Source organism: Micromonospora chersina (assembly GCF_900091475.1).
In the GTDB taxonomy this organism is placed as follows: Bacteria; Actinomycetota; Actinomycetes; order Mycobacteriales; family Micromonosporaceae; genus Micromonospora; species Micromonospora chersina.
Map to the genome: position 1 here is coordinate 3,964,718 of NZ_FMIB01000002.1, position 17,979 is coordinate 3,982,696.

The window sequence follows — 17,979 nt, forward strand, 5'->3', positions numbered from 1 at the left end:
GCAGCCCCCCAACACGCAGACCCTTCGGCGGGCAGAGCCTCGGCACGCAGACCCTTCAATGGGCAGAGCCTCGGCATGCAGGCCCCAGCACGCAGACCTTCGGTGGCAGAGCCCTCAGCACGCAGACCCTCGGCGCAGCCCTCGATGAGCGGGCGACCAGCGCGCACCGCGCCCCCACAGGTCGATCAAGAGGTTTGCGTCCACGACGGGCGCGATCCTGACGCAAACCTCTTGATCAACTCCGCCACACGCCGACGGCTCCGCCACCGGGTCGTTGATCAAGGAGTTTGGGTCGGGGAGGGGTGGGTGGTGACGCAAACTTCTTGATCGACAACGGTGGGCGCGAAAGGGGGTAGCCCGGGTTACAGGCCGCCCGGGAGGCGGCCGGGGGCCAGGCGGTGGTGGGGGTCGAGGTGGGCTTTGGCGTTGCGGAGGCGGGGCAGCGTGGGCAGCTCGCCCCAGAGGTCGACGGCGCGGCGGACCGGTGCCGGCGCGGACACCACCACGCAGCGACCCTGGCGCGCGAGGAGCACGCCCCGGACGGCGGCGAGGATCGAGGCGACCCGCTCGGGCGGCAGTGAGCCGGGCAGCGCGGCGTGTACGGCGCCGATCCCGGCGGAGCCGCGCACCGGCACGGGGGTGCCGGCCGCGTCGCGCAGCGCGTAGACGGCGGCGTGCAGGTCGTTGATGGGCACCTCGATGCGCAGCGCGGTGTCGCCGGGGGCGAACGGGTAGCGGCCCCACCACTCGGGGGCGGCGTGGTTGACCACGGACTCGGGCCCCAGCAGCGCGGTGAGGCGGTCGGCCCGCTCCGCCACGTCGGCCGGGCCGCCCTCCAGCAGCACGACGAGGCTGCCGGCGGCGGCGGGCCGCGCCGGGCGACCGGCGACCGCCGGGTGGTCGGGCCGGCCGGCCACGGAGGGGTGGGACGCGGGGATCCGCCGGCGCGGCAGTGAGACGGGCACGGGCAGGTCCAGCTCGACGGCCGCCGGGTCGAGCCGGGCGGCGAGCACGGCCCGGACCAGGTCGTGCACCTCCAGCGGGGTCCACACGGGACGGGACACCCAGACCCGGCCGGCCGGCACGGCCTGCACGCGCATGGTGGCCGAGACGAGCACCCCGAGGCCGCCCTGCGAGCCGCAGAGCAGCCGCGCCACGTCGAGACCGGGCACCTCGGCCCCGCCGAAAACGACCGAGCCGCCCAGCCGCGCCACGTCGAGACCGGGCACCTCGCCCCCGCCGAGGGCCGCCGAGTCGCCACCGGGCGGCGTGCCACCGGCGGGTCCGGCCGCCACGCTCCCGCCCGGCCGGGTGGACGGGGCCGCCTGCCCGAACTGGGCGGTGCCGGGCAGACCCACACTGACCAGCTCGCCGTCGGCGTCGAGGTAGCGCACACCGACGAGCTGGGCGCACGGGCTGCCGTGCCGGTGGCGCAGCGGGCCGGCCTCGTCGGCGGCCAGCACCCCGCCCAGGGTGGCACCGGGGGACGGCGCGTCGACGGGGAGGCGCCGTCCGGTGCGCTCCAGGGTGGCCTGCACCGCCCGCAGTGGAGTGCCGGCACCGATCTCGGCCACCGAGGAGCCCTGCGGCTCGTGCCAGACCCCGGCGAGCCGGCCGGTGTCGAGCATGATGTCGACCTGCGCGGGAGCCGCACCCCAGTCGATCTTCGTGCCGGCGCCGCGCGGCACCACTGTCAGGTCGTGCGCCGCGGCGAGGCGGAGCACCTCGGCCGCGGCGTGCGGGCCGCCCGGCACGGCCACCCAGCGAGCCGTCCGGCCGGCCACCTCGTCGGCGGGGCCCGCGAAACGGGCGAACGGCGGGCCGCAGATCTCCGCCAGCTTCCGGGTTATCTCGAGGGCTCCGGGTCGATCGGTGGAACTCGCTGCAGCCGCCATGGCGGTTATCGTACACATGTTCGAAAGACCTGTCGGCGAGTCGCCGCGTTCGCACGGCGCGCGACCCCGGCGGCGGCCCGGCGGCCGGTAACGTGACGCCGTGACCACCGAGAACCCTGTCCCCGTCGCCAAGCGCGTTCCGGCCGACCGGACCCACCACGGCGACACCGTCGTCGACGAGTACGCCTGGCTCGCCGCAAAGGACGACCCGGACACGATCGCCTACCTGACCGCGGAGAACGCGTACACGCAGGCGCGCACCGCACACCTGGAGGGGCTGCGCGCGGACCTGTTCGAGGAGACCCGCCGGCGCACCCAGGAGACCGACCTGTCGGTGCCGACCCGCAAGGACGGCCACTGGTACTACACCCGCACGGTCGAGGGCCAGCAGTACGGCGTGCAGTGCCGCCGGGCCGTCCGCGACGGCGAGACCACCCCGCCGGTCAGCGAGGACGGCGCGCCGCTCGACGGCGAGGAGGTGCTGCTCGACGGCAACCAGCTCGCGGAGGGGCACGACTTCTTCGCGCTCGGCGCGTTCGACGTCAGCCCGGACGGCCGCTGGCTGGCCTACTCCACCGACTTCTCCGGCGACGAGCGCTTCACGCTGCGGATCAAGGACCTGTCGACCGGCGAGGTGCTGCCCGACGAGATCCCGGACACCTTCTACGGCACCGCCTGGTCCAGCGACGCCTCGACGCTGTTCTACGTCACGGTCGACGACGCCTGGCGGCCGAACCGGGTCTGGCGGCACACGGTGGGCACCCCGTCGAGCGAGGACGTGGTGGTGCACCAGGAGGACGACGAGCGGTTCTGGGTGGGCGTCGAGCTGACCCGCTCGGAGCGGTTCGTGGTCATCGACATCCACAGCAAGATCACCAGCGAGGTGCGGGTGATCCCGGCCGCCAACCCCACCGGCGAGCCGGCGATCATCGCGCCGCGCCGGCAGGGCGTCGAGTACGCGGTGGAGCACCACGGGCACCGTTTCCTCATCCTGCACAACGACGGCGCGGAGGACTTCGCGCTCGCGTACACCTCGGCGGACGCGCCGGGCGACTGGACGCCGCTGATCCCGCACACCCCGGGCACCCGGCTGGAGTCCGTCGACGCGTTCGAGAACCACCTGGTCGTCTCGCTGCGCAGCAACGGGCTGACCGGCCTGCGGGTGCTGCCGGTCGGCGGCGGGGACAGTTTCGACATCGCCTTCCCGGAGCCGCTCTACAGCGTCGGGCTGGACGCCAACCCGGAGTACCGCACCAGCGAGGTGCGTCTGCGCTACACCTCGCTCGTCACCCCGGACTCGGTCTACGACTACGACCTGGTCACCCGGCAACTGGTGCTGCGCCGGCGCAAGCCGGTCCGGCCCGGCCCGGACGGGCGGGAGTACGACCCGGCCGACTACGAGCAGCACCGGGACTGGGCGCTCGCCGACGACGGCACCCGGGTGCCGATCTCGCTGGTCTGCCGGAAGGACACACCGCGCGACGGCTCCGCCCCCGCCGTCATCTACGGCTACGGGTCGTACGAGGCGAGCATGGACCCCTGGTTCTCCATCGCCCGGCTCAGCCTGCTCGACCGGGGCGTGATCTTCGCGGTCGCGCACATCCGCGGCGGCGGCGAGCTGGGCCGGCGCTGGTACGACGAGGGCAAGCTGCTGGCCAAGAAGAACACCTTCACCGACTTCGTGGCCTGCGCCCGGCACCTGGTCAAGGCGGGCTGGACGGCGAGCGACCGGCTGGTCGCCCGGGGCGCCTCGGCCGGCGGCCTGCTGATGGGCGCGGTGGCCAACCTGGCCCCGGACGCGTTCGCCGGGATCGTCGCGCAGGTGCCGTTCGTGGACGCGCTCACCTCGATCCTCGACCCGTCGCTGCCGCTCACCGTCACCGAGTGGGAGGAGTGGGGCAACCCGCTCGACGACCCCGAGGTCTACGCGTACATGAAGTCGTACACGCCGTACGAGAACGTGACCGCTGTGGACTACCCGGCGATCCTCGCGGTGACCAGCCTCAACGACACCCGGGTGCTCTACCACGAGCCGGCCAAGTGGATCGCCCGGCTGCGGGCGGTCGCCCCGCAGGGCGACTACCTGCTCAGGACCGAGATGGGCGCGGGCCACGGCGGCCCGAGCGGCCGGTACGACGCCTGGCGCGAGGAGGCGTTCATCAACGCCTGGATCCTGGACCGGCTGGGCCGCTCCTGACCCGTCGGCGGAGGGGCCGGCGCCGGCCCCTCCGCACCGACGAGCCGGACCCGGGCGGTCTCAGCCCAGCGCCGCCGCCAGCACGTGCGGGTCGGCGTTGCCGCCGGTCACCACCGCGACGGTACGCCCCGGCGGCAGCTCGTCCCGGTGGAACAGCCGGGCGGCCAGCGCGACCGCTCCGCTCGGCTCGGCCACCAGCCGGGCCTCGCCGAGCAGCCGGCCCAGCGCCGCGACGATCTCGTCCTCGGTCACCGTGACGATGCCGTCCAGCCGGTCCCGGAGGTGGGCGAGGGTCAGCTCGGACAGGTTGGTCCGCAGCCCGTCCGCGCAGGTGCGGTAGGTGCGTTCCACGTCCCAGACCACCACCTCCCCGGCCGCGAGGGAGTCCCGGGCGTCGGCGGCGAGCAGCGGCTCGACCCCGACCACGGCGGTGGACGGTCGCAGCGCCCTGACCGCGGTGGCCACCCCGGAGGCGAGCCCGCCGCCGCCCACCGGCACCAGCACCACGTCGACGTCGGGCAGGTCGGCGACGATCTCCAGCCCGACGGTGCCCTGCCCGGCGATGATCCACGGATGGTCGAACGGCGGCACCAGCACCGCCCCGGCGTCCACCACTACCTGTTCCGCCTCGGCGAGCCGGCGGGCCGGCGGGACGAGCCGCACGTCCGCGCCGAGCGCCCGCATCCGCGCCACCTTGACCTGCGGCGCGCCCTCGGGCACGACCACTGTGCACGGCACGCCGAACGCCCTCGCGGCGTAGGCCAGGGCCTGGCCGTGGTTGCCCGAGGAATGGGTCACCACCCCCCGGGACCGGGCGGCCGGGTCCAGCCGGGCCAGCGCGTGGGTCGCCCCGCGCAGCTTGAACGACCCGACCGGTTGCAGGCTCTCCGGCTTGAGCCACAGCTCGTCGTCCCAGAGCGTCGGCAGCAGCGGGGTGCGCACCACGGCGCCCGCGATGTCCTCGGCCGCGGCCCGTACGTCGGCGATCGAGACCAGGTCCATCGCCCCATCCTGCCGCGCCCCGGCTCCGGCCGCCGCCCCGCGCTAGGCGCCTAGACTCGGCCGGGTGGACGAGGACGAGCAGCGGGCGGAGCCCGGACCGGGGCCGGCCCGGCGGGCGCCGGCCTGGCTGATCCTCGGTGTGGTCGCCTCCGCCCTGGTGGTCTGCTGCTGCTCGGCGCTCATCGGCCTGGCCGTCTCCTGGTCCGCCGGCCTCCTCGGCACGCGCTGACCGCACAGCCGAGGGCCGGACCGGCAGCGCCGGGTCAGCGGGCCGGCGCCCCGCCGACGAGCGCCGCCGCCTCGCCCGTACGCACCATCCGCTGCCAGCGCAGCCGGTTGCCGACCACCGCCGTCACCACCGACTGCACCACGACCAGGTACATGACCTGGCGGTAGACGAGCTGCTGGAGCGGCAGCGTCCAGAGCGGGCCGAAGCGTTCCCGGTCCAGGCGCAACGCGTACGCGGCGGTGCCGGCCTGGAGCAGGAGCAGGCCCAGCCAGGCCAGCGCCAGCTGGGACCAGGGCAGGAAGAGCAGCCCGTAGAGGGCGAAGACGTCGACGGCGGGCGCGGCCAGCGGCAGCACGATCTGGAACACGGCCAGGTAGGGCAGGCCACGCCGGCCCAGCTTCCCGCCGGCCCCCGGCTCGCGCAGGGCGTGCCGGTGCTTCCACATGGCCTGCATGGTCCCGTAGCACCAGCGGTAGCGCTGCCGCCAGAGCTGGCGCAGCGACGAGGGCGCCTCGGTCCAGGCGATCGCGCCCTCCTCGTACACCACCCGCCAGCCGGCCCGGAGCACCTTCATGGTCAGGTCGGTGTCCTCGGCCAGGGTGTCCGCGGGCACCCCGCCGACCGCGAACAGCACCTCGCGGCGGAACGCGCCGATCGCGCCGGGGATGGTCGGCATGCACTCCAGCACGTCGTACATCCGGCGGTCGAGGTTGAAGCCGATCACGTACTCCAGGTGCTGCCAGCGGCCGAGCAGCCGGCGCCGGTTGGCCACCTTGGTGTTGCCGCTGATCGCCCCCACGGTCGGGTCGGCGAAGCCCTGGACCAGCCGGTAGACGGTGTCCGGCTGGAAGACGGTGTCGCCGTCGACAAGCACCAGGAGGTCGGCGCGGGCGGCCCGGATCCCGGTGTTCAGCGCTGCCGGCTTGCCGGCGTTGGCCTGCCGGATGACGCGGACCCCGCGCAGCCGCATCCGTTCGACGATGTCGGCCGTGCCGTCGCTGGACCCGTCGTCCACCACGATCACCTCCAGCGCCGGGTACGCGCTGGCGACCAGGGACCGCACGGTGGCGGCGATGTTGGCGGCCTCGTTGTACGCCGGCACGATCACCGACACCGGCGCGACCACCTCGGGCAGCCGGCGCCGCGGGCGGCGTACCCGGCGGACGTGCCGCTGGGCGCAGGCCACCTGCACGGCGAGGCGGACCACACCGAGCACCAGAGCCACCCCGAGCAGCAGGTTCATGGCCGAGGTCAGCCAGTCGGCGCCGGTCTGCGCCCACCGCAGCGCGGTGCCGCTCAGCCGGGCGCCGGTGGTGGCCGTGACCATCGAGTCGGGCGCGCCGATGCCGGCGGAGACGGTGGTGAACGTGTAGCCCTGCGTCCCCAGCCGGGTCAGCAACTGGTCCAGGGCCGCGACGGTCTGGCCACGGTCGCCGCCGCCGTCGTGCATCAGCACCACCGCGCCGGCGCCGCCCTGCGGGGTGGCCGCCTTGACGATGGCCGGCACGCCGGGGCGCTGCCAGTCCTTGGCATCCCGGTCGGCGAGCACCGCCACGTGACCGCTGCCGGCGGCGTTCCGCAGGGCCTCGTACTGCGCCTCGGTCATGGCGGCCGTGGTCGACGAGAAGGGCGGCCGGAACAGTGTCACCTCGCGGCCGGTCACGCCGGCGATCGCGTTGCGGGTCCAGGAGAGCTCGGCCCCGGCGCGCCAGCCCGGCGCGGCGGTGAGGTCGACGTGGGTGAAGGTGTGCGAGCCGATCTCGTGACCCTCGGCGAGGATCCGCCGGACCAGTTCGGGGTGTTCGTCCACCCGCGAGCCGACCACGAAGAACGTGGCGTGGGCGTGGTGCCGGCGCAGCACGTCGAGGATCTGTGGCGTCCAGCGCGGGTCGGGACCGTCGTCGAAGGTGAGCGCCAGGGTGCGGGCCGGCAGCCGCCGGCTGACCGGCGTGGGACCGTCCAGCCGCAGCACCGGCCCGCCGGTGGTGACCGCGCGGGGGGCGGGCGAGGCGGGCGCCTGGTCCGGGCCGGAGCCACCGCCGACGGCGCTGACCAGGCCGTGGAAGCTCAGCGCGGCCAGCAGGGTGACGAGGCCCAGCAGGAGCAGCACCCAGTGCGCCCGGGGGTCGGGGCGGGCGACGTGTCTCGCCATGGTCAGGGCTTGCCCGGTGTCCTGCTCGGCTTGGCCGTGTTCCGCCGGTCGTCGCCCTGCCCCGGCACGGTGACGGACGGGCGGGGCGCCGCCGAGGTGGTGGTCCGGGTGGGTGCGGTCGTGCGGACGGTGGTCGACACGGGCGCCGGGCTGGTGCTGGTCACCGGCGCGGGCCGGGGACTCGGGCTGGTCCGCTCCCCGCCCCGGGACGGCGCGTCGACGCCGGCCTCGACGGGCGGCACCTTCGTGTCGGACCAGCCGGGCAGCGGCACCGTGGAGTCGAAGAACAGCCCGGCCAGGATCAGGCCGAAACTGGTGAGCAGGCCGAGGCCCATCGCCGTGCCGGCGATCACGGTCAGCCGGCGACGCCGGCCGCTCCGGTCGACGAACACCGGCGGCGCGCCGCCCGGCTGGTTCTGCATGGTGCTGATCTCCCGCTGTCACTCTCGCGCCGGCGGTTCCGCCGGCTCGGGCAGCCACACCCCCAGGCCCCCGAGGCAAACAGCGCCGCCGGCGCCCACCGCGTCACATCAGGTCGTGCGCAGCTCCTCCACCGTCGTGCTGGCGCGCAGGAAGAGCAGGCCGACGCCGACCGTCAGCAGCACCGCGGCGAGCCCGCCCGCCGCGAACCAGGCCAGCTGCTCCCACGGTACGTGCGGCGCGACGGTCACCTCGGGCACCCACTCGGTGCGGGTGTGGCCGGCGCGGGTCGCCGGGTCACCGCAGAGCCGCTCACCCGCGTCGCAGACCTCCTGCGGGTAGCCGCCGCCCCTCGGTGCGGGATACACGCCACGGACGAGCAGGTAGCCGACGGCCAGCGCGAGGCCGATCGCGGGCACCGCCGGGGCGAGCGACTGCCAGAGCAGCGAGCGGCCGATGGTGGCCCGTGGCACCCCGGTCGCCACCAGTGCCGCGTACGCCCGCCGCCGGGTGACGATCCCCTCGACGACCGCCACCAGCAGCCCTCCCCCGGCGATGGCCACGGACACGGCGACCGCCAGGTCGACGAGGTCCATCGCCCCCAGGTAGAAGGAGCCCGGGGCGGCCATTCCGGCGCCGGTGCGGCGTTCCAGCTCGATGGCGGCCAGAAAGTCGGCGCGGATGCCGGCGGCGCCCGCGCCGAAGACCAGCGCCGCCAGCAGGGCGGCGAAGGTGCGGCTGCCCGCCCACGGGTCGGCGGTCAGCCGGCGTGCCGCGAGCAGCGTGGCGGGGCGGCGGCCGTACCGGTGCAGCAGCCGGCCGGCGGTGTGGGAGAGCCAGCCGGTGCCGGCGATCACCCCGACCATGGCGGCCAGGGCGCCGAGGACCAGCAGCGTCGGCAGCAGCCAGGGCGGCGGTGTGGCGTGCCGCCGCTCGTACCAGAGGCCCACCGGGCGGAACGCGGCGAACAGGGCGAGCCCGACCAGGATCAGCAGGCCGGGCCACGGCCAGGGCGCCCGGGTGCGGACCCGGCGGACCACGCCGAACGGGGTGGTGGTGACCCGGCGCAGCAGCACCGCGCCGACCACGGCGGAGAGCAGCGGCAGGCCGAGCACCACGGCCAGCACGGCCGGCGGGGCCGGCTGGACGTCCGTGGGCAGCGAGAGCCGCCCGTCGGCGCCGGGCCGGTGGAGCAGCCGGTGGCCGGCCACGAAGACGGCGAGGCCGCCGACGGTGCCGAGCAGGCTGGCCAGGCCGGTCTCCGCGGCCGCGATCCGGGTCACCTCGCGCGGGGTCGCCCCGGCCAGCCGGAACGCGGCCAGCCGGCGGTCCCGGGCCGGCGCGCCGAGCCGGGCGCACTGCCCGGCAAGCCCGAGCACCGGCACGACGAGCAGCAGCAGGGCGAACGCCAGGCCGCCGCGCAGGCCCGGCTCGCGCAGCAGGCCGTTGGTGTACTGGAGGGACCAGCGGACGGAGTTGCCGTCGGTGGCCGGCGGGGTGGGTATGGCGAGCACGGTCAGCGCGGCGAGGCCCGCCAGCGTGGCCAGGGCGGCGCTCAGCGCGGTCAGGGCGACCCGGGCGGTGTCGGCCCGGGTGCCGGCCCGGGCGAGCCGGAACAGGGTGCCCGGCGTCACCGGTGGCCACCCGGCAGCGGCGCGTCGAGCCCGAGCCCCGACCGGTCGAGCACCCCGTCACGCAGGGTCACCTCGCGGTCGGCGTACGCGGCGATCCGCGGCTCGTGGGTGACAAGCACGACGGTGGTGCGCTGCTCCCGGGCCAGCCGGACGAGCTGGGTGAGCACCTGCTCGCCGGTGAGCGTGTCCAGCGCGCCGGTCGGCTCGTCGGCGAAGAGCACCCGTGGCTCGGTGACCAGGGCCCGGGCCAGCGCGCAGCGCTGCTGCTGCCCGCCGGACATCTCGCCCGGCGGCACGTCGGCGACCTCTGCCACGCCGAGCCGCTCCAGCCAGGTGAGCGCCGCCGTCCGCGCCTCCCGCCGCCCCGTGCCGGCGAGAAGCAGCGGAAGGGCGACGTTCTCCGCCGCGGTCAGCTCGGCGACGAGCTGGCCGAACTGGAAGAGCACCCCGAACTCGGTGCGCCGCAGCCGGGACCGGGCCGCCTCCGACCACTCGTCGATCCGCTCCCCGCACCAGGTGACCTGCCCGGCGTCGGGACGCAGGATGCCGGCGAGGCAGTGCAGCAGGGTGGACTTGCCGCAGCCGCTCGGGCCGGTGACGGCGAGGATCTCGCCCTCGGCCACGTCGAGCGTCACGCCTCGCAGGGCCGGTGTCCTCCCGTACGCGCGGACCACGCCGCGCGCCTGAAGAAAGCTCACGAGTGCACCTCCCGGTGCCAGTCGGCGACCCGCTCCAGGGTGGTGTGCAGCCACCGCAGGTCGGCGTCGAGATGGGCGATGGCGAAGTCGGCCGCGATCACGTCGTCGAGGGCGGCCGCCGGGGCGGTCTTCACCGCGGTCAGCTCGCGCAGCCGCTCGGTGTGCGCCCGGCGCTGGGCGATCAGGTAGCCGCGGGCCCGCTCGACGTCGGCGACCATGAGCGCGACCACCACCTTGGCGAAGAGGGTGCTCGCCACGTACGGCAGGGGCGGCTCGACGGTGGCCAGCCACCGGTCGAGGGCGGCCCGCCCCGCCCCGGTGAGCGCGTAGGAGGTGCGGTCCGGGCCGCCCTCGCGGTCCTGGCCGGCCGGGGCCACGAGGCCGTCCCGCTGAAGCCGGGCCAGGGTGGCGTAGACCTGCCCGAAGGCGAGCGGCCGGGCCCGGGGCAGCCGCTCGTCGTGGGCGCGTTTCAGCTCGTAGCCGTGCCGGGGGCCGCGCGCGAGCAGCCCGAGCAGAACGTGCTGAGTGGACACGCCACCACTATTCGTTGAGTGAATAGTGGTGTCAAGAGTGGCCCGTGCGGGCGGGTCGCCGCACGGGCCGGTCGGGTCAGGGGGTCCAGGCGGGGTCGCGGCCGGTCCGGCCGAGCAGGGCATCCAGGGTGGTCGGCTCGGCGCTGGTCGGGACCGGCTCGCCGAAGGCACCCATCTTCTGCCCCGTGTCGCCCATGCGGTCCATGAAGCCGTGCCCCTCGGCCAGCACCGACGGGTCGACCTCCAGCCGCTGCCCGGTCGCCCGGGCCAGGTCCCAGCCGTGCACGGTGAGGTCGATGAGGGCCATCTGGCCGACGGTCTCCTGCGGCAGCCCCATGCCGGGCGAGACCCCCTCCAGCGCCGCCGGGTCCGACCACGCCTCGGCCAGGCGTACGGCCTCGGTGGCGAACCGCTCCCGCCAGCCCTCGGTCAGGTGGTCGGTCTTGGCCGACCAGTCGACCTCCCGCCGGCGGGCCAGGTCCTGGAAGTTGACCACCACGTCGAAGAGGTGGTTGAGCAGGTCGCGCACCGTGTAGTCGGGGCACGGGGTGGGCAGGCCGAGCTGGTCGTCCGAGATGCCCTGGACCACCGCCGCCGTACGGGGCGCGGCCGCGGCCAGCAGCTCACTAGTCTTCGTGGTCATACGGACCAGCGTATGAGGGCGGTCTTGAAGAAATGCGACACGAGCCGCGGCGGGACAGCAGGGGGATCCTCGACCCCGGCCGGCTGCTGCGGCGGGTCCACTTCCGGCGCCGGCTGCCCGCCCCGGCGCTGCGCCCCTGGGTCGAGCACTACTGGCTCATCGACTGGGCGCTCACCGACCCGTTCGACCAGCGGATCGTCCCGCACCCGGCGGTCAACGTGGTGTTCCAGGCCCAGGACGGCGAGGCCGAGCACGGCGAGATCGCCGGTGTGGACACCGGCCTGTTCACGGTCTCCCTGCACGGCACGGGCCGGGTCACCGGGGTGCAGTTCCGCCCCGGTGGCTTCCGCCCGTTCTGGGGCCGCCCGGTTGCCGAACTGACCGGCCGGCGCCTCCCGCTGCCCGCCGGGCCGCCGCCGCCCGGCGCCGCCCCCACCGGACCATTCGCCGCCGGGCCGGTCTGCCCGGGCACCGACGAGCAGCGCTGCCGCCGCCTGGACGACCTGCTCAGCGCCTGGGAGCCGGCGCCGGACCCGCTCACCGTCGAGGCCGTCGCCCTGGTCGAGGAGATCCGGGCCGACCGGACCGTCCTGCGCGTCGACGACCTCGCCCGGCGGCACGGGGTCTCCACCCGGCGGTTCCAGCGGCTCTTCCTGGACCACGTCGGCGTCGGCCCGAAGTGGGTGATCCGCCGCTACCGGCTCCAGGAGGCGATCGAGCAGGCCGCCGCCGGGCCGCTGGACTGGTCCCGGGTCGCCGCCGACCTGGGGTACGCCGACCAGGCCCACCTGGTCCGCGAGTTCACCGCCGTGACGGGGGTGTCGCCGGCCGCGTACGCCCGCTCGCTGGCGACCCCCCCACGGGGGGTGACCCGGGGGCTCACCGGCGGCGGACGGCGACCACCGCGACGTCGTCGTGGATCTCCGGCGGCGCCAGCTCGACCAGCAGCCGCTGGCAGAACCGGTCCAGGTCGTCGTCGACCCGGGTGGCGACCGCGCCGAGCGCCGCCATGCCCTCGTCGATCGTGGCGTCCCGCCGCTCGATCAGCCCGTCGGTGTAGAGGACCAGCGTGGCGCCGGCCGGCAGCACGAACTCCAGGTCCGGCGGGCGGGGCGCGCGCACACCGAGCAGCGGGGCGGACTGCTGCACGAACTCGATCCGCCCGTCGTTGCTGATCAGGGCCGGCAGGTGCCCGGCGCTGGCCAACCGGATCAGCCCGCTGCCCGGGTCGAGGAGCAGCAGGCAGATGGTGGCCAGCTCGGTCGGCAGCAGGGTACGCATCAGCTCGTTGACCCGGTCCAGGATCACCCCCGGCGGGTGCCCCTCGACCGCGTACGCCCGCACCGCGTGCCGCAGCTCGGCCATCACGGTGGCGGCGTGCAGGGAGTGCCCGGCCACGTCGCCGATCGCCATCAGCAGGTGGCCGTCGAGCATCACCAGCTCGTAGAAGTCCCCGCCCACCTCGGTGTGGGCGCTCGCCGGCTCGTACCGGACGGCCAGGTCGAGCCCGGCGATCTCGGGCAGCCGGCGGGGCAGCAGGCTGCGCTGGAGGGTCACCGCGATGCGGTGCTCCTGGTCGAAGGAGCGCTGGGCCTCGACCGCCGAGGCGACGGCCTGGGCGAGCTGCACCAGCACCGGGGTCCGTACGGTCTGGGTGGCGGTCGGCACCACCACGTAGAGCGGGGCCCGGTCCTCCCGGAGCCGGGCGGCACCCACGGTCACCGTGTCGCCGGCGGGCCAGGCGGTCAGGTCCCACGCGCCGGGTTCGTCGACCCGGACCCGGGTGCCGATCGGCAGCCCGGTGTCGTCCACCGTCCACGGCACGATCACCGGCGCCGAGTCCGGCCCGGCGGCCACCCCGGCGAGGCAGTCCCCGTCGAACGTCTCCGCGATCACGGCCGCCGGGCTCTGGAAGATCCGCGCCGCGCCGGCCGCCGCCGCCTCCAGCAGCCGCACGAAGTTCGGCGCCGCGTGCATCCGCACGGTGGCGTCGGCGAGGGCGGTCAGCCGCTCGGCGAGCAGCTCGGCGCGCTGCCGGGCCTGGTAGTAGCGGAGCACCGCGTGCGCGGTGGCGACCAGTTCCTCGGGCTCGATCGGCTCGGCCAGGTACGCGTCCGCACCCCGGGTCAGCCCCTGCGCCCGGTCCACCACGTCCACGGCGTGCGCGGAGACGTGGATGACCGGGGTCGACGGGCGGGCCTCCTTGATCAGCTCGCAGACCTCGAAGCCGCTCATGTCGGGCAGCCGGACGTCGAGCACCACGAGGTCGACCGGGTCCTTGCGCACGCGGTCCAGCGCCTCGGCGCCGTTCTCCGCCTCGATGGTCGAGAATCCGGCCCGGGTCAGCCAGCTCACCAGCAGGTACCGCTTCGGGCTGCTGTCGTCGACCACCAGCACGGTCGCCGTCCCGCCCTCCACCGTCAGGCTCCGCCCATGGGAAGGACCACGGTGAAGGTGCTGCCCGCACCGGGTTCGCTGGTCAGCTCCAGCGTGCCGCCGAGCAGCGTGACCAGTCGGCGCGCGTACGGCAGGCCGAGGCCGGTGCCGCCGACCCGGGTCGTGCCGGGCACCTGGTAGAACTCCTCGAAGATCCGCTCGTGCAGCTCCGGCGGGATGCCCGCGCCCGTGTCGGTGACCGCCAGCGACCACACGTCGCCCCGGCGCTCCGCCCGCAGCCGCACCTCGCCGCGCTCGGTGAACTTGAGGCCGTTGTGCAGCAGGTTGCGCAGCACCTGGGCGAGCAGCACCTCGTCCGAGCGGACCGTCGCCGGGACCGGCGGCTCCTCCACCACCAGCTCGACCTCGGGCCGGGTGGCCAGCGCCCGCAGCGTGCCGCGGAGCTGACCGAAGAGCCCGCGCAGGTCCACCTCGGCCCAGTTCGGCTCGAGCCGGCCCGACTCGGCCTTGGCCAGGTCGAGCAGCTCGTTGACCAGGCCGAGCAGGTCGGCGGCGGACGACCGGATCAGCCCCACCTGCCGGGCCTGCTCGGCGGTGAGCGGGTCGGAGGCGGAGTCGGCGAGCAGCCGGGACAGCCCGATGATCGCGGTGACCGGGGCGCGCAGCTCGTGGCTCACGTTGGCCAGGAACCGGCTCTTCGACTCGCTGGCCGCACGGAGCTGGGCGGACTTCTCGTCCAGCTCGGCGTAGAGCGCCACCACGCCGCGGTTGGTCTCCTCCAGTTCCTCGGTGAGCTGGTTGTAGAGCGCCATCACGCCATGGTTGGTCTCCTGCAGCTCGGAGTTGAGCACCTCCAGCTCGTCGCGCTGGCTGCGCACCTCGTCGAGGGCGGAGATGAGCTGCGCGTTCTGGGTGGCCAGCTCGTCCAGTGCGCTGCCCGGAGCGCTGCTGGCCAGCTCGGCCCGGAGCTGGGCGAGGCGCTCCGGCGTGAGCGGCTCCGCCTGGGCCGGTACTCGTCGGGACATCCTCACGACCGTATCGCCCCCGTCGGTCACCACGCCCAGCGTGTCCACCAGACGCGCCACCGCACCGGACTGCGGCTGGTAGCGGCCGTCCGGCAGCGGGCGGGCCGGGGCCAGGTCGACCCGGAGCATCGACCGGCCGGCGTGCACGTCCCGGTCCAGCACGAAGGTGACGTCGGCGCCGTCGACGGTGCGCAGCAGGTCCCGGGCCACCTCACTGAGCGCTGTCGCCAGGCGTACCTGGTCCTGGTGCTCCAGCCCGACGGCGGCGGCCACCTCCCGGCCACGCTGGCGGACCAGGAAGATGTCCTGCTCCACCCGGAGCGCCATGTGCAGCAGCGGGTCCGGGCCGGCGGGGCGGGTCATGACTCGGCCCGGGCGACCAGGACGCAGGCGTCGTCGCGGCGGACGCCGGCGTCGCGGAGCAGGGTGGCGGCGATCAGCAGCGGGGAACGGCCGGTCAGGCCGGGATAGTCGGCCAGGTCCCACCGGTCCACCACACCGTCGCTGTGCATCACGAGGGTCGCCCCGGCCGGGAACGGGTAGGTGTACTCCCGCACCGAGGGGCGCTGGTGTCCGGCGATGCCGGGCAGCGAGACGAGACCGCGCCGCCGCTCGCCCGTCGCCACGATCATGGCTGCGATGTTGCCCAGCCCGGCGTAGTGGAGCAAGCCCGACACGGGGTCCGGTTCGGCGACCGCCAGCGCGGCGCCGCGCGTGTGCGCGATGGCCCGGTGCAGGTGCTGCACCACGGTGCCCGGCGGCCCGGCCGGCGCGGCGCGGAACGCGGCCAGCGCGGCCCCGGTGGCGGCGGCGGCGAGCGGGCCGTGTCCCAGGCCGTCGCAGACCAGCACCTGCCGCCGGCCGTCGGCCAGCCGCACCGCGTACCCGTCGCCGCTGACCTGCTCGCCGGTCATCGGCCGGACCAGCGCGCCGGCCCAGTCCGGCGTGGGGACCGGACCGTTCCAGACCTGGACGGCGAGCACGGTGCCCCGGCCGTGCAGGGAGTAGCCGTCGAACAAGCTCGCCTGCCGGGTGATCGCGCCGAGGCCGATGCCGAGGGTCCCGGTGGTGGAGTGCCCGTCCGCGGAGGAGAGGGCGAGGTCGGCCATGCCGGGGCCGGAGTCGATCGCCACCAGTTCCACCCCGGCCCGCCCGGCCCGGCGGACCGGGCGGAGCAGCAGGGTGCCCTCCTGGGCGTGCTTGACCAGGTTGCTGGTGACCTCGGCGGCGACGATGGCCAGGTCGGCGACCCGCTTCTCACCGAGTTCCAGCTGCCGGCCGAGGCGCTCGGCGGTCCGCCGCACGCTGCTCGCGGTGGCGCCGCTCTCCACGCGGAACCAGAGACCGTGGTCGGCGACCACGTCGGCGTTCATCGGGACCACTTGGTGACGGTGATCCGGGTGCCCTCACCCACGACGGTCCAGATGTCGAAGTCGTCGACCAGCCGGCGGGCGCCGCTGAGCCCCAGGCCGAGCCCGCCGCCGGTGGTGAAGCCGTCGGTAAAGGCCCGGTCGAGGTCGGGGATGCCCGGCCCCTGGTCGGCGAAGACGATGCGGACCCCGCGCCGGCGGCCGTCCTCGACGGTGATCACCTCGGCGGTGCCCCCGCCGCCGTAGATCAGCGTGTTGCGGGCCAGCTCGCTGGCGGCGGTGACCAGCTTGGTCTGGTCGACGAGTGAGAGCTTGACCGCGACGGCGGTGGTACGCACCAGCTGCCGGACCCGGACCACGTCCTCGTCGCTGCGGATCGCCTGGGTCGCCGGCACCCCCAGGTCGACGCCGGTGGTCATGGCGTCGCCGTCGTCTCGGGGTCCTCGTCGGCGACGTCCACCTCGTCCCACTCGTCGCTGCGGCTCGCCGCGATCAGCTCCATGCCGCGCTCGACGTTCAGCGCGGTGCGGATGCCGTTGAGCGACAGCCCCAGCTCGACCAGGGTGATGGCGACGGCGGGACGCATCCCGACCACCACCGTCTCGGCGTCCAGCACCTTGGAGATGGACGCGATGGTGGAGAGCATCCGGCCGACGAAGGAGTCGACGATGTCCAGCGCCGTGATGTCGATGATCACGCCGTGGCAGCCGGTGGCGACGATCCGCTCCGCGAGGTCCTCCTGGAGCTGGACCGCCGTCTGGTCGGACATGTCGACCTGGATGGAGACCAGCAGGATGTCGCCGATCTTGAGGATCGGCACCCGCTCCATCAGGACTCCCGGCGTGCGCGGCGGGAGGTCGTCTCGACGCCGGTGAGGCGCAGCACGTGGCGCAGCGCGTCGGCCAGGCTCGCCTTGGTGGCGATGTCGCCGAACTCGATGCCGAGGGCGACGATCGTCTGTGCGATCTGGGGCCGGATGCCGGAGATGATGCAGTCGGCGCCCATCAGCCGGGCGGCCACCACGGTCTTGAGGATGTGCTGGGCGACCTGGGTGTCCACGGCCGGCACGCCGGTGATGTCGATGATCGCGTACGGCGAGCCGGTGTCGACCAGGGTCTGGAGCAGCCGCTCCATCACCACCTGGGCACGGGCCGAGTCGAGGGTGCCGACCAGCGGGACGGCGACCACGCCCTCCCAGAGCTTCACCACCGGCGTGGACAGCTCCAGCAGCTGCTCCGCCTGGTCGGCGATCAGGCCCTCGCGGGTGCGCACGAAGCTCTCGAAGGTGAACAGGCCCATCTGGTCGATCAGGGCGGAGAAGGCGACGAAATCGCGGAGGGTGTCCGCGTCCTGGCTCTCCTCCATGAGCTCCAGCAGCGCGTCCTTGAACGCGAACACGCTGATCGCGGTCTCGGTGGCGCTGAAGCCCTGCCGCGCCCGGCTGGTCGAGAGCTCGGCCAGCACAGCCCGCAGCTCGCCGCCGTGCTGGTCGGCCAGGTCGGTGAGACCCTGCCCGGCGGCATCGACCATGCCGCGGTGCAGCTCTCCCGCCTGGCGGGACAGTTCCGCCTGGCTGAGCCGGCCGCGCAGCGAGCTGGCCACGATCTCCGTCCAGCGGGTGGTCAGCCGGTCGGCGTGCTCGGTCAGCAGGCGGGCGAGCCGACCACTCTGTTCGGCGCTCAACGCCATGGTGACCTCCCTGAACTCTGGACGGGCCGGACTCTATCACCGGCAACTACGGGACTACTTGCCACGAAGCAAAGGAATGATCGACGGCACCCTTC

16 protein-coding genes and 1 pseudogene are annotated in these 17,979 nt (G+C 74.8%); 3 read left to right on the forward strand and 14 right to left on the reverse strand.

The window, feature by feature from the left end:
• Positions 1-362: 362 nt before the first annotated feature.
• Positions 363-1,895: an FAD-binding oxidoreductase gene (locus GA0070603_RS18350; protein ID WP_244282554.1), complete on the reverse strand. Its 1,533-nt coding sequence runs from the start codon at positions 1,893-1,895 to the stop codon at positions 363-365.
• 100 nt (positions 1,896-1,995) lie between these two features.
• Here GA0070603_RS18350 and GA0070603_RS18355 point away from each other — a divergent pair, with 100 nt between their 5' ends.
• Positions 1,996-4,092, forward strand: coding sequence for a S9 family peptidase (locus GA0070603_RS18355; protein ID WP_091315505.1), 2,097 nt, complete (start codon positions 1,996-1,998; stop codon positions 4,090-4,092).
• 60 nt (positions 4,093-4,152) lie between these two features.
• On the opposite strand, the gene GA0070603_RS18360 is transcribed toward GA0070603_RS18355, so the two are convergent.
• A complete protein-coding gene (locus tag GA0070603_RS18360) occupies positions 4,153-5,094 on the reverse strand; it encodes a threonine ammonia-lyase (protein ID WP_091315508.1) in 942 nt (313 codons plus the stop codon).
• A 64-nt stretch (positions 5,095-5,158) separates the two neighbouring features.
• Between GA0070603_RS18360 and GA0070603_RS31530 the strand changes: the two genes are divergently transcribed.
• Positions 5,159-5,323, forward strand: a complete 165-nt coding sequence (locus GA0070603_RS31530) for a hypothetical protein (RefSeq protein WP_167544557.1) — start codon at positions 5,159-5,161, stop codon at positions 5,321-5,323.
• 34 nt (positions 5,324-5,357) lie between these two features.
• Here the strand turns inward: GA0070603_RS31530 and GA0070603_RS18365 are convergent, their stop codons facing one another.
• The 6 genes from GA0070603_RS18365 to GA0070603_RS18390 form a co-directional block, all read right to left on the reverse strand.
• Positions 5,358-7,475: a bifunctional polysaccharide deacetylase/glycosyltransferase family 2 protein gene (locus tag GA0070603_RS18365; RefSeq protein ID WP_091315511.1), complete on the reverse strand. Its 2,118-nt coding sequence runs from the start codon at positions 7,473-7,475 to the stop codon at positions 5,358-5,360.
• Positions 7,476-7,477: 2 nt separating this feature from the next.
• Entirely contained in the window at positions 7,478-7,897 is a 420-nt protein-coding gene (locus tag GA0070603_RS18370) for a superantigen-like protein SSL4 (protein WP_091315515.1), read from the reverse strand.
• A gap of 108 nt (positions 7,898-8,005) precedes the next feature.
• Entirely contained in the window at positions 8,006-9,529 is a 1,524-nt protein-coding gene (locus tag GA0070603_RS18375) for an FtsX-like permease family protein (RefSeq protein WP_091315518.1), read from the reverse strand.
• On the reverse strand, positions 9,526-10,227 hold the full coding sequence (locus GA0070603_RS18380; protein WP_091315522.1) for an ABC transporter ATP-binding protein: 702 nt from the start codon (positions 10,225-10,227) through the stop codon (positions 9,526-9,528). Before GA0070603_RS18380 ends, GA0070603_RS18375 begins: the two co-directional genes overlap by 4 nt.
• A complete protein-coding gene (locus tag GA0070603_RS18385; RefSeq protein WP_091315524.1) occupies positions 10,224-10,760 on the reverse strand; it encodes a PadR family transcriptional regulator in 537 nt (178 codons plus the stop codon). The genes GA0070603_RS18380 and GA0070603_RS18385 overlap by 4 nt, the downstream gene beginning before the upstream one ends.
• Before the next feature lie 76 nt (positions 10,761-10,836).
• Entirely contained in the window at positions 10,837-11,403 is a 567-nt protein-coding gene (locus tag GA0070603_RS18390) for a TIGR03086 family metal-binding protein (RefSeq protein ID WP_091315527.1), read from the reverse strand.
• Between the two features lie 32 nt (positions 11,404-11,435).
• Here GA0070603_RS18390 and GA0070603_RS18395 point away from each other — a divergent pair.
• Positions 11,436-12,185 (forward strand): annotated as a pseudogene (locus GA0070603_RS18395) (DUF6597 domain-containing transcriptional factor); the annotation flags it as partial.
• Between the two features lie 97 nt (positions 12,186-12,282).
• On the opposite strand, the gene GA0070603_RS18400 reads toward GA0070603_RS18395, so the two are convergent.
• The 6 genes from GA0070603_RS18400 to GA0070603_RS18425 are packed head-to-tail and all read right to left on the reverse strand — an operon-like array spanning position 12,283 to position 17,884.
• A complete protein-coding gene (locus tag GA0070603_RS18400; protein ID WP_091315530.1) occupies positions 12,283-13,821 on the reverse strand; it encodes a SpoIIE family protein phosphatase in 1,539 nt (512 codons plus the stop codon).
• Positions 13,822-13,823: 2 nt separating this feature from the next.
• Positions 13,824-15,188, reverse strand: a complete 1,365-nt coding sequence (locus GA0070603_RS18405; protein ID WP_091315533.1) for a sensor histidine kinase — start codon at positions 15,186-15,188, stop codon at positions 13,824-13,826.
• A complete protein-coding gene (locus GA0070603_RS18410) occupies positions 15,185-16,198 on the reverse strand; it encodes a SpoIIE family protein phosphatase (protein ID WP_091322077.1) in 1,014 nt (337 codons plus the stop codon). Before GA0070603_RS18410 ends, GA0070603_RS18405 begins: the two co-directional genes overlap by 4 nt.
• Positions 16,195-16,614 carry an ATP-binding protein gene (locus GA0070603_RS18415; protein ID WP_091315535.1) on the reverse strand — a complete coding sequence of 140 codons (420 nt, stop codon included), beginning with the start codon at positions 16,612-16,614 and terminating at the stop codon, positions 16,195-16,197. The genes GA0070603_RS18410 and GA0070603_RS18415 overlap by 4 nt, the downstream gene beginning before the upstream one ends.
• Positions 16,611-17,024 carry an STAS domain-containing protein gene (locus GA0070603_RS18420; protein ID WP_091315538.1) on the reverse strand — a complete coding sequence of 138 codons (414 nt, stop codon included), beginning with the start codon at positions 17,022-17,024 and terminating at the stop codon, positions 16,611-16,613. The genes GA0070603_RS18415 and GA0070603_RS18420 overlap by 4 nt, the downstream gene beginning before the upstream one ends.
• Positions 17,024-17,884, reverse strand: a complete 861-nt coding sequence (locus tag GA0070603_RS18425; RefSeq protein ID WP_091315542.1) for an STAS domain-containing protein — start codon at positions 17,882-17,884, stop codon at positions 17,024-17,026. Before GA0070603_RS18425 ends, GA0070603_RS18420 begins: the two co-directional genes overlap by 1 nt.
• Positions 17,885-17,979: the final 95 nt, after the last annotated feature.

Bases quoted from the DNA above. Each gene is read 5' to 3' on its own strand.
- GA0070603_RS18350 (WP_244282554.1), bottom strand. From the start codon at position 1,895: ATGGCGGCTGCAGCGAGTTCCACCGATCGACCCGGAGCCCTCGAGATA.
- GA0070603_RS18360 (WP_091315508.1), bottom strand. From the start codon at position 5,094: ATGGACCTGGTCTCGATCGCCGACGTACGGGCCGCGGCCGAGGACATC.
- GA0070603_RS18410 (WP_091322077.1), bottom strand. From the start codon at position 16,198: ATGAACGCCGACGTGGTCGCCGACCACGGTCTCTGGTTCCGCGTGGAG.
- GA0070603_RS18415 (WP_091315535.1), bottom strand. From the start codon at position 16,614: ATGACCACCGGCGTCGACCTGGGGGTGCCGGCGACCCAGGCGATCCGC.
- GA0070603_RS18390 (WP_091315527.1), bottom strand. From the start codon at position 11,403: ATGACCACGAAGACTAGTGAGCTGCTGGCCGCGGCCGCGCCCCGTACG.
- GA0070603_RS18365 (WP_091315511.1), bottom strand. From the start codon at position 7,475: ATGGCGAGACACGTCGCCCGCCCCGACCCCCGGGCGCACTGGGTGCTG.
- GA0070603_RS18405 (WP_091315533.1), bottom strand. From the start codon at position 15,188: ATGACCCGCCCCGCCGGCCCGGACCCGCTGCTGCACATGGCGCTCCGG.
- GA0070603_RS18370 (WP_091315515.1), bottom strand. From the start codon at position 7,897: ATGCAGAACCAGCCGGGCGGCGCGCCGCCGGTGTTCGTCGACCGGAGC.
- GA0070603_RS18425 (WP_091315542.1), bottom strand. From the start codon at position 17,884: ATGGCGTTGAGCGCCGAACAGAGTGGTCGGCTCGCCCGCCTGCTGACC.
- GA0070603_RS18420 (WP_091315538.1), bottom strand. From the start codon at position 17,024: ATGGAGCGGGTGCCGATCCTCAAGATCGGCGACATCCTGCTGGTCTCC.